The sequence below is a fragment of the Bradyrhizobium sp. 4 genome (assembly GCF_023100905.1).
Taxonomy (GTDB): domain Bacteria; phylum Pseudomonadota; class Alphaproteobacteria; order Rhizobiales; family Xanthobacteraceae; genus Bradyrhizobium.
Window position 1 is genome coordinate 2,318,115 of the sequence record NZ_CP064686.1, and the last position, 13,519, is coordinate 2,331,633.

Annotated in this window: 10 protein-coding genes; 9 read left to right on the forward strand and 1 reads right to left on the reverse strand. The window is 64.8% G+C overall.

What is annotated here, in order from left to right; all coding sequences use genetic code 11:
- The first annotated feature begins 221 nt into the window (after positions 1-221).
- The 8 genes from IVB45_RS10645 to IVB45_RS10680 all read left to right on the forward strand — a co-directional run bounded on the left by IVB45_RS10645 (position 222) and on the right by IVB45_RS10680 (position 10,395).
- Positions 222-1,613, forward strand: a complete 1,392-nt coding sequence (locus IVB45_RS10645) for an MFS transporter (RefSeq protein ID WP_247360036.1) — start codon at positions 222-224, stop codon at positions 1,611-1,613.
- A 119-nt stretch (positions 1,614-1,732) separates the two neighbouring features.
- The gene (locus IVB45_RS10650) at positions 1,733-2,161 is read left to right on the forward strand and encodes a globin family protein (RefSeq protein ID WP_247360035.1); all 429 of its coding nucleotides are present in this window, start codon (positions 1,733-1,735) and stop codon (positions 2,159-2,161) included.
- 10 nt (positions 2,162-2,171) lie between these two features.
- On the forward strand, positions 2,172-3,389 hold the full coding sequence (locus IVB45_RS10655; protein WP_256469509.1) for an FAD-dependent oxidoreductase: 1,218 nt from the start codon (positions 2,172-2,174) through the stop codon (positions 3,387-3,389).
- A gap of 15 nt (positions 3,390-3,404) precedes the next feature.
- On the forward strand, positions 3,405-6,110 hold the full coding sequence (locus IVB45_RS10660) for a nitrate reductase (protein WP_247360034.1): 2,706 nt from the start codon (positions 3,405-3,407) through the stop codon (positions 6,108-6,110).
- A 230-nt stretch (positions 6,111-6,340) separates the two neighbouring features.
- The gene (locus IVB45_RS10665; protein WP_247360170.1) at positions 6,341-7,243 is read left to right on the forward strand and encodes an SMP-30/gluconolactonase/LRE family protein; all 903 of its coding nucleotides are present in this window, start codon (positions 6,341-6,343) and stop codon (positions 7,241-7,243) included.
- Between the two features lie 45 nt (positions 7,244-7,288).
- The gene (locus tag IVB45_RS10670) at positions 7,289-8,128 is read left to right on the forward strand and encodes an aldo/keto reductase (protein ID WP_247360033.1); all 840 of its coding nucleotides are present in this window, start codon (positions 7,289-7,291) and stop codon (positions 8,126-8,128) included.
- A 186-nt stretch (positions 8,129-8,314) separates the two neighbouring features.
- A complete protein-coding gene (locus IVB45_RS10675) occupies positions 8,315-9,256 on the forward strand; it encodes a DMT family transporter (protein ID WP_219682786.1) in 942 nt (313 codons plus the stop codon).
- A gap of 59 nt (positions 9,257-9,315) precedes the next feature.
- Positions 9,316-10,395 carry a zinc-binding dehydrogenase gene (locus IVB45_RS10680; RefSeq protein WP_247360032.1) on the forward strand — a complete coding sequence of 360 codons (1,080 nt, stop codon included), beginning with the start codon at positions 9,316-9,318 and terminating at the stop codon, positions 10,393-10,395.
- Between the two features lie 4 nt (positions 10,396-10,399).
- On the opposite strand, the gene IVB45_RS10685 is transcribed toward IVB45_RS10680, so the two are convergent.
- On the reverse strand, positions 10,400-10,861 hold the full coding sequence (locus IVB45_RS10685; protein WP_007593935.1) for an Lrp/AsnC family transcriptional regulator: 462 nt from the start codon (positions 10,859-10,861) through the stop codon (positions 10,400-10,402).
- A 133-nt stretch (positions 10,862-10,994) separates the two neighbouring features.
- Between IVB45_RS10685 and IVB45_RS10690 the strand changes: the two genes are divergently transcribed.
- Positions 10,995-13,358, forward strand: coding sequence for a transketolase (locus tag IVB45_RS10690; protein ID WP_247360031.1), 2,364 nt, complete (start codon positions 10,995-10,997; stop codon positions 13,356-13,358).
- The last annotated feature ends 161 nt before the right edge of the window (positions 13,359-13,519 follow it).

Sequence of the window (13,519 nt, forward strand, 5' to 3'; positions counted from 1 at the left end):
AATTCGGAGCACTTCGAACAAGCTTCTGAATTTCCTGCGTTTCCGGAATGCGCGCAGTTGGCACGGAAATTGAAACACCAACTGCGACGCCAACGACGACGTCCCTCAACATCATCAATCAGCATCGTAACTCGCCACCGGGGTGAAGCCTCGGAGCGCGCCTCCGTGGCCGGAGGCAGAGCCTGCAACGACGCAGCGGTGAGCCTGGAAGGGATTTTGCAATGACCAAGAGTCCGACTGGTAATCAGACTTGGATCTCAGACTGGCGCCCCGAAGATGAGGCGTTCTGGAATGCGACTGGCAAGACCATCGCGCGCCGCAACCTGATCTGGTCGATCGTGGCCGAACATATCGGCTTCTCGGTCTGGCTGATCTGGAGCATCGTCACCACCAAGCTGCCGCAGGCGGGCTTCCACTACACCACCGACCAGCTGTTCCAGCTCGTCGCGGTGCCCGGGCTGATCGGCGCGTTGATGCGCTTTCCCTACACCTTCGCGGTGACCACCTTCGGCGGTCGCAACTGGACCATCTTCAGCGCGGCGATCCTGTTCATTCCGACGCTATCGCTCGCCTATTTCGTCGGCCAGCCCGACACGCCGTTCTGGCTGATGCTGCTGATTGCCTCGACCGCCGGTCTCGGCGGCGGCAATTTTGCCTCCAGCATGACCAACATCTCGTTCTTCTTCCCCGACCGGATGAAGGGGTGGGCGCTCGGACTGAATGCGGCCGGTGGCAATATCGGCGTCTCGAGCGTGCAGCTGTTGACCCCGATCCTGATGACGCTCGCCGTCATCAACCTGTTCCAGGCAACGCCCGTCGACGGCGTCTTCCTTCAAAACGCCGGCCTGATGTGGGTGCTGCCGATCGCGATCGCGGTGTTCGGCGCAGTGTTCTTCATGAACAACCTGACCACGGCCAAGTCGTCGATCAAGAACCAGCTCGCCGTGGTCAAGCGCAAGCACACCTGGATCATGGCGTATCTCTATATCGGCACGTTCGGCTCCTTCATCGGCTACTCGGCTGCATTTCCGCTGCTGATCAAGACCCAGTTCCCGCAAGTCACGATTGCGATCGCATTCCTGGGACCGCTGGTCGGTTCGCTGTCGCGGCCGCTCGGCGGCTGGCTTGCCGACAGGATCGGCGGCTCGGTCATCACGTTCTGGAATTTCATCGTGATGGCAGGCGCGACGATCGGCGTGCTCTACTTCGTCGGGCACAAGGATTTCATCGGCTTCCTGTCGATGTTCCTGGTCCTGTTCGTGACGACGGGCATCGGCAACGGTTCGACCTACCGCATGATCCCCTCGATCTTCCGCGAGCAGAATCTGTTCAGGGTGCGCGGCAAGGGCGATGCGGAGCGCGCGCTCGCCTTGAAGACGGCGAGCATCGAGAGCGGTGCTGCGGTTGGCTTCATCGGCGCGGTCGGCGCCGTCGGGGGCTATCTGATCCCGACCGGCTTCGGCAAGTCGATCGCGCTGACCGGCGGGCCGCAGCTCGCGCTCGCGATCTATCTCGGCTTCTACGCCTCCTGCCTCGCGCTGACCTGGTGGTTCTATCTGCGTCGCAGCCCGCAGGGTGAAGGCGCGTCAAGCCTCGCCGGAGCACGTGTCTAATACTTGGTACGAATCTCGCTTCTCCCCGTACGCGGGGAGAAGCATTGCCCGACAGTTTGACAATGAACCTGGTTCGCAATGGCGCGCACCAAGGCAAACCCAACAGGCAGGAGAACATCATGACGCCAGAACAGATCACCCTCGTGCAACAGAGCTTTGCCAAGGTCGCGCCGATTTCCGCGCAAGCCGCGGTGCTGTTCTACGATCGCCTGTTCGAGGTCGCGCCGTCGGTGCGCGCGATGTTTCCCGAGGACATGACCGAGCAGCGCAAGAAGCTGATGGGCATGCTCGCCGCCGTCGTTGGCGGTCTGTCGAACCTGGACTCGATTCTTCCCGCGGCCTCGGCGCTTGCGAAGCGTCACGTCGGCTATGGCGCCAAGGCCGAGCACTACCCCGTGGTCGGCGCGACCTTGCTGTGGACCCTGGAGAAGGGCCTCGGCGAGGCCTGGACGCCCGAACTCGCTACCGCCTGGACCGACGCCTACGGCGTGTTGTCCGGCTACATGATGTCCGAGGCTTACGGCGCACAGCCGCAGGCCGCCGAATAGGAGATGCGTTGTGAGTGAACCGCTGGTCATCGTCGGTAACGGTATGGCGGCCGCGCGTCTGGTCGACGAGCTCGCCAAGACCTCGCTCGGCCGCTACGCGGTCGCCGTGATCGGCGAAGAGCCGCGGCTCGCTTACAACCGCGTTCTGCTCTCCTCCGTGCTGGCCGGCGAAACCGGCTCGCACGAGATCGAGCTTCGTCCCGCCGACTGGTGGCGCCATCGCGGCGTCACGGTGCGCTACGGCTATCGCGTCAGCGAGATCGACACCGGCCGACGCGAGCTCAAGATCGAAGGCGAAGAGAGCATGGAATATTCCAAGCTCGTGCTCGCCGTCGGCTCGACGCCGCTGCGGCTCAACGTGCCGGGCGCCGACCTTTCCGGCGTGCACACCTTCCGCGACACCCGCGACGTCGATCTGCTGCTGACGCTCGCTGCCGCAAGGAAGCGCGTCGTCGTGGTCGGCGGCGGTCTGCTCGGACTCGAAGCGGCTTACGGCCTCGCCAAGGCCGGTGCGCCCGTGACGCTGCTGCATCTGATGGACCGGCTGATGGAGCGCCAGCTCGATGCGCCCGCTGCCGACCTGCTCAAGACGTTGGTCGAGCGCAAGGGCATTTGCATCCTGCTCAATGCATCCACAGCGCGCATCCACGGCGAGGGCCATGTCGAAGCGGTCGAGCTTGCCGACGGCAGCCGCATCGAGGCCGATGCGGTGATCTTCGCCGCCGGCATCAGGCCCAACATTGCGCTGGCAAAGGACGCCGGCATCGCAGTCAACCGCGGCATCGTCGTCAACGACGAAATGCAGACGGCGTCACCCGATATCTACGCGCTCGGCGAGTGCGCCGAGCATCGCGGCACCTGCTACGGGCTCGTCGAGCCTGCCTACGAGCAGGCGCGCGTGCTGGCGCGGCATCTCTCCGGTCGTCCCGCGGCCTATCAGGGCAGCGTGGTCTCGACCAATCTGAAGGTGTCGGGGGTCAGCGTATTCTCCGCCGGCGACTTCATGGGCGGGGAGGGCAGCGAGAGCCTCGTGCTGTCAGACCGCAGGCGCGGCACTTACAAGAAGCTCGTCATCGCCGAGGGCCGGCTCACCGGCGCCCTGCTGATCGGCGATACCGTCGATGCGCTCTGGTATCTCGAACTGATCCGCAACCGCGAAAAGGTGGCGGCGATCCGCGCCGACATGATGTTCGGCCGCGTGCTCGCGCGTCCCTCCAAAGCGGCTTGATAGAGGCGGCTTGAAATGACGGCGATCGATCCCACGCTCCGTGCCACCAAGACGACCTGTCCGTATTGCGGCGTCGGCTGCGGCGTGCTGGCGACGCCGGACGGCAAGGGCGGCGCGGCGATCGCGGGCGATCCCGATCATCCTGCCAATTTCGGCCGGCTGTGCTCCAAGGGCTCGGCGCTCGGCGAGACGGTCGGGCTGGAAAGCCGGCTGCTCTATCCGATGATCCGCTGCAAGGGCGTGCTCGAACGCGTCGCCTGGAGCGATGCGCTCGATCACGTCGCCCACCGCATGCAGCACATCGTCGCGCGCGATGGCGCCGACGCGGTCGCATTCTATCTCTCTGGCCAACTGCTGACCGAGGACTATTACGTCGCCAACAAGCTGATGAAGGGTTTTGTCGGCACGGCCAACGTCGACACCAATTCGCGGCTGTGCATGTCGTCCTCGGTCGCCGGTCACCGCCGCGCCTTCGGCGCCGACACCGTGCCCGGCTGCTACGAGGATCTCGACCAGGCCGATCTGCTGGTGTTCGTCGGCTCGAATGCCGCCTGGTGCCACCCGGTCCTGTTCCAGCGCATGTTGAAGAACCGTGGGGAGCGCGGCGCCCGCATGATCGTGATCGATCCGCGCCGCACCGACACCGCGACCGATGTCGATCTGTTCCTGGGCCTCAAGCCCGGCACCGACACGGCGCTGTTCTGCGGCCTGTTCGTTCACCTCGCCGACAATGGTGCACTGGATCAGGATTACATCGCGCAAAACACGTCGGGCTTTGACGACGCGCTGGCGCGCGCACGCAGCATTGCCGGCAGCGTCACCGCGACCGCACTGGCCACCGGCCTTTCCGAGCAGGACGTTGCCACCTTTTTCAAGATGTTCCGTGACACGCCCCGCGTCGTCACGCTGTACTCGCAAGGCGTCAATCAGTCGGCGCAGGGCACCGACAAGGTCAACGCGATCCTGAACTGCCATCTTGCGACGGGGCGCATCGGCAAGCCGGGTGCCTCGCCGTTCTCGCTCACCGGCCAGCCCAACGCGATGGGCGGCCGCGAGGTCGGCGGCCTCGCCAACCAGCTCGCCGCACACATGAACTTCACGCCGCCGGACATCGACCGTGTCAGGCGGTTCTGGAAGGCGCCGCGCATCGCCACCCATGAAGGGTTGAAGGCGGTGCAGCTGTTCGAAGCCATCAACCGCGGCGAGGTCAAGGCCCTGTGGGTGATGGGCACCAACCCCGCAGTGTCGCTGCCCGACGCGGACTTCGTGCGCGAGGCGCTGAAGAAGCTCGAGCTGTTCGTGGTCTCCGAGAACGTGCTCTCCAACGACACGGTCGATGCCGGCCCGCACGTGCTGCTGCCCGCGCTCGCCTGGGGCGAGAAGTCGGGCACCGTGACCAATTCCGAGCGCCGCATCTCGCGCCAGCGTTCGTTCCTGCCGGCGCCCGGCGAGGCGCGGCCGGACTGGTGGATCCTGAGCGAAACCGCAAAACGCCTCGGCTTTGGCGACAGTTTCAGTTACAAATCCGCAGCCGACATCTTTCGCGAGCACGCCGCGCTCTCGGCGTTCGAGAACGATGGCAGCCGCGACTTCGATATCGGCGCGCTGACCTCGCTGTCCGACGAGGGCTTCGACGCCTTGAAGCCCGTGCAGTGGCCGGCGCGTGAAGGCGGGGCGCCCGGCGAGCGCTTCTTCGCGGCCGGCGGCTTCTTCACCAACGACGGCAAGGGCCGCTTCGTCGCGCCGGAAGTGCCGGCGCTGCGTGGCGAGACCGGGCCTTCGCGGCCGCTGCGGCTCAATACCGGGCGCATCCGCGACCAGTGGCATACCATGACGCGCACGGGCCTCAGCCAGCGGCTCGGCGCGCATCTGCCCGAGCCGTTCGTCGAGATTCATCCCGATGACGCCGGCAGATACAACATCGTCCATGACGGCTATGCCCGGATCACCACCGACTACGGCCAGTGCACCCTCAAGGTCGTCGTCAGCGACCGCCAGCAGCGCGGCACGCTGTTCGCGCCGATCCACTGGAGTGCGATGAACGCCTCGCACGGTCGCGTCGGGGCGTTGGTCGCACCGTTCACCGATCCGTTCTCGGGGCAGCCGGAGTCCAAGGCGACACCAGCCGCGATCGGGCCTTATGAATACGTCTTCCGGGGCTTTGCGTTGTCGCGCAAGCAGCTGGACCTGCCGCCAAACCTGATGTGGACCCGCGTCACTGTTGCCGGCGGCTTCGGCTATCTCTTCGCCGACAATGCGGACCTGTCGCGCTGGCCGGCCTGGCTCGGTGGCGTTGCCGGCGAGGACGTCGCCGACTATCGCGACTTTGGCGGCGGCGTTTATCGCGCGGCGTCGTTTGCCGGCGACCGCATCGAAACCTGCCTGTTCGTCGGCCCCGCGCATGATGCCGGCGATTGGGAGGTGGTGAAGAGCCTGTTCGTCGCCGACCATGTCACCGACGAGCAGCGGCGCATGCTGTTGTCCGGTAAGTCGAGCGAGGGCGCGGCTTCGACCGGTCCGGTCGTCTGCGCCTGCTTTGGTGTCGGCCGCGGCACCATCTGCGACACCATCGTCGCAGGCGCGCGCACGGCCGCCGAGATCGGCGTAAAGCTCAAGGCCGGCACCAATTGCGGCTCCTGCATTCCCGAGCTGAAGCGCCTGATTGCGACGACCGAAATTGCGCCGGCGAAGCAGACCAAGCGCGCAGGCGCGGCGGGGTAGAGGCGAATTTCTCGGTCGTCGCCGCATACTCCGCCGTCATCGCCCGGCTTGACCGGGCGATCCAGTACGCCGAGACGCCTGTGATCAAGCGGTAAGGCCACGGCGTACTGGATTCCCCGCTTTCGCGGGGAATGACAGCGGGCGGGGCGCTACGCCTCAGCCCAATCGACGCACGCCCCATTGTGCCCTATGGTGCCGCGCTCTCGCCCTCAACGCGCAAAACAACAATGATGTACCTGGAAACGCCGCCGCGCCTGATTGAGACCAGGCTCTTCTCCGCCATGCCCGACAAATTCCGCCGCAAGGGCGAGCGGACGGATTGGGCCGATGCCAATCGGCCGGGCGTGCCGACGGACTCCTTCATCGAGGGCCCGTCGTTCGACAAAGATGGCAATCTCTACATCGTCGACATTCCCTTCGGCCGGATCTTCCGCATCGCGCCCGACGGCGAGTGGTCGCTGGCGATCGAGTATGAGGGCTGGCCGAACGGGCTGAAGATCGCGGCCGACGGTCGCATCCTGGTCGCCGATTACAGACACGGCATCATGGAGTTTGACGCCGAGGCAGGGCGCATTGCGCCGGTGCTGACCTCGCGCAACTCGGAGTCCTTCCGCGGCTGCAACGATTTGCATCTCGCTTCCAACGGCGACATCTATTTCACCGACCAGGGTCAGACCGGCCTGCATGACCCCAGCGGCCGTGTCTTTCGCCTGACGCCAGGCGGCCGGCTGGATTGCCTTGTTAACACCGGTATCAGCCCAAATGGTCTGGTGCTCGACCCAACCGAGACCGTGCTGTTCGTCGCGATGACGCGCGACAACGCGGTGTGGCGGTTGCCGTTCATGAAGGATAGCAGCGTGTCGAAGGTCGGCCGCTTCTGCTCGCTGTTCGGTACCAGTGGCCCCGATGGCTTGACCATGGATGCCAAGGGCCGCCTGTTCGTCGGTCACGCCTCGCTCGGCCATGTCTTCGTGTTCGCGCCCAACGGCGAATTGATTGCGCGGGTCAAGTCGTGCGCGGGGCCGAATTGCACCAATGTCGCGATCGGTGGCGCGAACAAAGATCTGCTCTATATCACGGAGTCCGCCACCGGTAGCGTGTTGGTCGCCGACATCGGCGTATTGAACTCTTGAGCTCGATGGCGGTTGGCTGAGCGAACGAGCGGTATCGGAGCAATTATGAACACGAAACCCTTCGGCAAAACCGGTGCCAGCGTCTCTGTCATCGGGCAGGGCACCTGGTATCTCGACCATGGCGATCGTAAGCGCGCGATCGCGGCGCTACAGCGCGGGCTCGATCTCGGCACGACCCACATCGACACCGCCGAGATGTATGGCGATGCCGAGCTCGTCATTGCGGACGCGATCGCGGGCCGCCGCGACGAGGTGTTCCTGGTGTCGAAGGTGCTGCCGAGTAACGCCTCCCGCCGCGGAACCATCACCGCCTGTGAGCGCTCGCTGAAGCGGCTGAAGACCGATCGGCTCGATTGCTATCTGCTGCATTGGCGCGGTTCGTATCCGCTGGAGGACACCGTGGCCGCATTCGAGGAGCTGGTGAAGGCCGGCAAGATCAAATCCTGGGGCGTTTCCAATTTCGACGCCGATGATCTCGACGAGATGCTCGAAGCCGCCGGCGAAGACCGCATCGCCTGCAATCAGGTGCTCTATCATCTCAAGGAACGCGCGATCGAGCACGCCGTGATCCCGTGGTGCGAACAGCATGGTGTCGCCGTGGTCGCCTATTCGCCGTTCGGCCACGACGATTTCCCTGCAAGCAGCAGCAAGGGCGGCGCGGTGCTGGCGCGCATCGCGGAGGCGCGTCGCGCGACGCCGCGCCAGGTCGCGCTGAGCTTCCTCACCCGTGCGACTACGGTGTTCGCGATTCCGAAGGCGTCGTCCGCGGAACATGCCGGCGAAAATGCCGCGGCTGGCGATCTCGTGCTGACGAAAGAGGAGATTGCGGCGCTCGATGCGGCGTTTCCGCGCGGTCCGAAGCCGCGCGGACTGCCTATGCTGTAGTGCACAAACGCCTATTCTTAATGGAGTCTTGACGCGCGCGGACGTGAGCGCATATCGGCATCCTGTTTTCGGAAGTTGTGAAAGCGGCGCAATTATCGTTTTTTACGATCATTCCCGATTCGCATTTTCTAGGTTCCAGCCGTGACCCCGCCGCCCGCCGCAGCCGCAAGGCTCGACAGTATTCCCATGCCTATGCCGGAAAAGAAGCCGCAGGCGCGCCGCGCGCCCGCGCGCGTCGATCATCCCTTCAAAGGCATCGCGCTGGTGCTGCTGTCGACGATCTTTCTCGGTTGCTCCGATGTCACCGCGAAATATTTGTCGTCGAGCCTGCCGTCGATCGAGATCACCTGGATCCGCTTCGTGACGTTCGCGCTGATGTTCACGCCGGTGATGCTGCCGGGCTCGCCGCTGCATGCCATGCGCACCGAGCGCCTCGGCCTGCAGCTGATGCGCGGCGCGGCATTGCTCGGCTCTTCGCTGTTCTTCATCACCGGCCTGAGCTTCCTGCCGATCGCGGAAGCGTCCGCCACCGGGTTCGTCTCGCCACTGTTCGTCACCGCGCTCTCGATCGTGTTCCTGAGCGAGAAGGTGGGTATGCGCCGCTGGATCGCCACCGCGATCGGCCTGACCGGCGTGATGATCATCCTGCGCCCGGGCTCCAGCGCGTTTCACGCCGCCGCGTTCTTCCCGATCGTCTCGGCGTTCTGCTGGGCTGCGGCGCTGATCCTGACGCGCATGATGAGCGGGCGCGAAGCCGTCCTTACCACGATGGCCTATTCGGCGCTGACGGGCGTTGCGATCCTCTCTCTGATGGTCCCGTTCGTCTGGGTCACGCCGACCTGGACCGCGATCGGACTCGGCATCGTGATCGGCGTCGCCTCCACCGTTGGCCAGTGGATCATCGTGCTGGCTTATCGCTACGGCGATGCCTCGGTGCTGGCGCCGTTCTCGTACACGCAGTTGCTGTGGGTGAGCATTCTGGGCTTCTTCCTGTTCGGCGAAGTGCCTGATGTCTGGACCGTCACCGGTGCAGCCTTCATCGTCGCCAGCGGGCTCTACATCGCCCATCGCGAGCGCATCCGTCGCGCCCAGCTCCTGATCATGGAAGAGCGTTCCCCGAACCCCTGACGCAAGTTCACGCGTCCGCTTCGTGCTATCAACGGCTCCAACAAGACGGGAGGAGCCGGATGCGCGCTGCGATTTTCAGGAACGGTGAGATTGTCGTCGACCGGATGGCCGAGCCAAAGCCGGGCCCCGGTCAGGTGCTGGTCAAGACGCTCGCCTGCGGCATCTGCGGCTCCGACCTGCACGCGCGCCAGCACGCCCATCGCATGGTGGAGATGGCGCGAAAGAGCGGCCGCAAGCCGATGGATCTCGCCCGCGACGTCGTGTTCGGCCATGAGTTCTGCTGCGAGATCGTCGATTACGGCCCGGGCACTGCGCGCAAGCTCAAGCCTGGCACGCGCGTCTGCTCGCTGCCGGCCCTGGTGACGCCGCAGGGCATCGAAGGCATCGGCTATTCCAACGACAATATTGGCGGCTACGCCGAGGCGATGCTGCTGAGCGAAGCGCTGCTGCTCGAGGTGCCCAACGGTCTCGCGCCGGAGCACGCCGCGCTCACCGAGCCGCTCGCGGTCGGCGTTCACGCCGTCGCCAAGGCCAACATCCGTGGCGGCGAGGTTCCGCTCGTGATCGGCTGCGGACCGGTCGGGCTCGCGGTGATTGCGGCGCTGAAGCTCAAGGGCCTGCATCCGATCGTCGCCGCTGACTATTCGCCGGCGCGGCGCGCGCTTGCGGCAAAACTCGGCGCCGATATCGTCGTGGATCCAAGGGTGTCGCAGCCCTATGCGACCTGGGCCGAGCATGCGCAAATGTCGGAGGCGGAGAAGGCGGCGCGGCCGCCTTTGCAGGCGATGCTGCCCGCGCTGAAGCCCGCGATCATCTTCGAATGCGTCGGCGTGCCTGGGCTGTTGCAGCAGGTGTTCGAAGGCGCGCCGCGCGATGCCAGGATCGTCGTGGTCGGTGTGTGCATGGAGACCGACAGGAGCGAGCCCATGCTCGGCATCATGAAGGAACTCAACGTTCAGTATGTGCTCGGCTACACGCCCGACGAATTCGCAGCCTCACTGCGCCTGATCGCCGAAGGGCAGGTGGATGCGGCGGCGATGGTGACGGCGGAAGTCGGCATCGATGGCGTCGCAAAGGCTTTCGCCGACCTCGCCAATCCTGAGGCGCACACCAAGATCATCGTGCAGCCGTGGCGGTGATGCCTTACACCGGCAGCGCGATCGAATATTTCACTTGGCTGAGCGCAAAGCTGGACTCGATCGAGGCGATGCCGTCGAGCCGGGTCAGCTTGGTCTTCAGGAAAGTCTCGTAGGAAGCGAGGTCGGCCGCGACCACGCGCAAGAGATAGTCGCGGTTGCCGGTCATCAGATAGCACTCCAGCACCTCGTCCCATTTCGAGATCGCCCGCGCGAAGCGGTTGAGATCCTCCTCCTTCTGCCGCGCCAGTTTGATCGAGATGAAGACGCTGACATGCAGCCCCAGCGCCTTCTGGTCCACGGTCGCGATGTAGCGCGAGATGACGCCGCGCTCCTCCAGCAGCTTGACGCGGCGATGGCAGGGCGACACCGACAGCCCGACCTTGTCGGCCAGTTCCTGCATGGTCAGCCGGCTGTCGTTCTGGAGGTAGCTGAGGATTTTTCGGTCGATGGCGTCGAGGGCGGGCATTGGGATGAACCTGTCGTTTTTATCGATTGATTGGTAATCTATCCCGATATTAGCCGGTATCGCGCGAAAAATTGAGAAGTTTGGCGCGTCCCGCAGGGGTATCATCGGGCACCTGTTTTCCGGGAGCATTGCCATGCCCGTTGATACCGCCCGCCTCGACACGTTGACCGCGCTCGCCCGCAAGGCGCTGTGGCTGTCGTCATGGACCATCCATCAGGCCAACCACATCCGCCCGAATGCGGACGGCCTGAAGGTCGGGGGACATCAGGCCTCGTCGGCCTCGCTCGCCACCATCATGTCGGCGCTGTATTTCCACGTGCTGAAACCCGAAGATCGCGTCGCGGTGAAGCCGCATGCGAGCCCGGTGTTCCACGCCATCCAGTATCTGTTCGGCCGGCAGAGCCGCGAGAAGCTGGAGAATTTTCGTGGCTTCAAGGGCGCGCAGTCCTATCCCTCGCGCACCAAGGACGTCGACGACGTCGATTTCTCCACCGGATCGGTCGGCCTCGGCGTTGCGCAGACGCTGTTCGCCTCGCTGGTGCAGGACTACGTCAAGGCACATGGCTGGATGAAGGATCGCCGCGAAGGGCGGATGATTGCGCTCGTCGGCGACGCCGAGATGGACGAGGGCAACATTTTCGAGGCGCTCGCGGAGGGCTGGAAGCACGGCCTGCGCAACACCTGGTGGGTGGTCGACTACAACAGGCAGTCGCTCGACGCCGTCGTCCGCGAAGGTCTCTGGGAAAAGTTCGAGACCGTATTCCGCAATTTCGGCTGGGACGTGATGATCGTGAAATACGGCCGGCTGATGCGCGAGGCCTTTGCCGAGCCCGGCGGCGAGGCGCTGAAGCGCTGGATCGACAATTGCCCGAACGCGCTCTACGCCGCGTTGTGTTTCCAGGGCGGCGCGGCGTTCCGCAAACATCTTCACGACGAGATCGGCGATCAGGGCCCGATCACCAAGCTGATCGACAAGCGCAGCGACGACGAATTGCTGGCGCTGATGTCGAACCTCGGCGGCCATGACATGGCGAGCATGCTGGACGCCTTCGAATCCATCGATCACGATCGCCCGGTCTGCTTCATCGCCTACACCATCAAGGGCGTCGGCCTACCGTTCCAGGGCCACAAGGACAATCACGCCGGCCTGATGACGGTCGCGCAGATGGAGAAATATCGCGACAGCCAGAACATCCGGCCCGGACACGAATGGGACAAATACGAGGGTCTCGCGCAAAGTGCCGCCGAGCTCGACGCCTTTCTCGCGCGCGTGCCGTTCAACCAGGACGGCCGCCGGCTCACCGCGCCTGTGATCGAGGTGCCGTCGCAGCTCGCCTTCAAGCCGGCGCCGCAGATGTCGACCCAGCAGGGGTTTGGGCTGGTGTTGAACGAGATCGCGCGCGGCGACAGCGAGCTTGCCAGGCGCATCGTCACGACGTCGCCTGACGTCACCGTCTCGACAAATCTTGGTCCGTGGGTGAACCGACGTGGCCTGTTCGCGCGCGGCGAGAAGGCGGACTTATTCCGCAGCGAGAAAATTCCCTCCACCTTCAACTGGGACTTCTCGCCCAAAGGTCAGCATCTCGAGCTCGGCATCGCCGAGATGAACCTGTTCATCATGCTCTCGGCGCTCGGCCTGTCGCACCAGATCAACGGCGAGCGGCTGCTGCCGGTCGGCACGCTCTATGATCCCTTCATCGAGCGCGGTCTCGATGCGCTGAACTATGCCTGCTACCAGGATGCCCGCTTCATGGTGGCGGCGACGCCGTCGGGCATCACGCTGGCACCCGAAGGCGGCGCGCACCAGTCGATCGCAACGCCTTTGATCGGCATGGCGCAGGACGGGCTTGCCTCGTTCGAGCCGGCCTTCGTCGACGAGCTCGCCGTGATCATGGGTTGGGGTTTCAACCACATGCAGCGCGATCCGGGCGAGGGCGGCTCGGTCTATTTGCGGCTGTCGACGCGCAGCATCGAGCAGGCGCAGCGGATCATGACACCCGAGCTTGCAGAGGGCATCACCGACGGCGCCTATTGGCTGCGCAAGCCGGGCCCCAATGCCGAAGCCGTCATCGCCTATACCGGCGCAGTTGCGCCGGAAGCGATCGAGGCGACCGGCTTCATCGGCGAGAGCCGGCGCGACATCGGCCTGCTCGCGATCACGTCCGCGGATCGTCTGCATGCGGGGTGGACCGCCGCACGGAAATTGCGCCGTGATCGGCGCGGCGTTCAGCATCTCAGCCACATCGAAAAGCTGCTCGGGCCGCTGCCGCGCGACTGCGGCATCGTGACCGTGATCGATGGCCATCCGGCGGCGCTGGGCTGGCTCGGCAGCGTCCGCGGCCATCGCGTCGAGGCGCTCGGCGTCGAGCAGTTCGGCCAGACCGGCACCATCGCCGACCTCTACCGCCACCACGGCATCGGCGCCAATGCCATCATCGATGCGGCCGAAAGCCTCACCACGGGCGCGCCGGTGCTGCATCGGAAGATGGCGGTTTAATTCGTCATCCCGGCCTAGTGCGCAATTGCGCACTAGGTCGGGATGACATCGTGAGTGAGGCGAGACCTTGCCACCCTTCCGCCATCGGCTCATATAACCTCCGTCCGCCGCAATGCTGGCCCCGCATATGGCGGGTTCAATTGCCGGCGCTTTCGTGCAAA

What these genes read in the sequence shown, in the direction of transcription:
- IVB45_RS10645 (WP_247360036.1), top strand. Translation starts at nt 222, where the DNA reads ATGACCAAGAGTCCGACTGGTAATCAGACTTGGATCTCAGACTGGCGC.
- IVB45_RS10650 (WP_247360035.1), top strand. Translation starts at nt 1,733, where the DNA reads ATGACGCCAGAACAGATCACCCTCGTGCAACAGAGCTTTGCCAAGGTC.
- IVB45_RS10660 (WP_247360034.1), top strand. Translation starts at nt 3,405, where the DNA reads ATGACGGCGATCGATCCCACGCTCCGTGCCACCAAGACGACCTGTCCG.
- IVB45_RS10665 (WP_247360170.1), top strand. Translation starts at nt 6,341, where the DNA reads ATGTACCTGGAAACGCCGCCGCGCCTGATTGAGACCAGGCTCTTCTCC.
- IVB45_RS10670 (WP_247360033.1), top strand. Translation starts at nt 7,289, where the DNA reads ATGAACACGAAACCCTTCGGCAAAACCGGTGCCAGCGTCTCTGTCATC.
- IVB45_RS10675 (WP_219682786.1), top strand. Translation starts at nt 8,315, where the DNA reads ATGCCTATGCCGGAAAAGAAGCCGCAGGCGCGCCGCGCGCCCGCGCGC.
- IVB45_RS10680 (WP_247360032.1), top strand. Translation starts at nt 9,316, where the DNA reads ATGCGCGCTGCGATTTTCAGGAACGGTGAGATTGTCGTCGACCGGATG.
- IVB45_RS10685 (WP_007593935.1), bottom strand. Translation starts at nt 10,861, where the DNA reads ATGCCCGCCCTCGACGCCATCGACCGAAAAATCCTCAGCTACCTCCAG.
- IVB45_RS10690 (WP_247360031.1), top strand. Translation starts at nt 10,995, where the DNA reads ATGCCCGTTGATACCGCCCGCCTCGACACGTTGACCGCGCTCGCCCGC.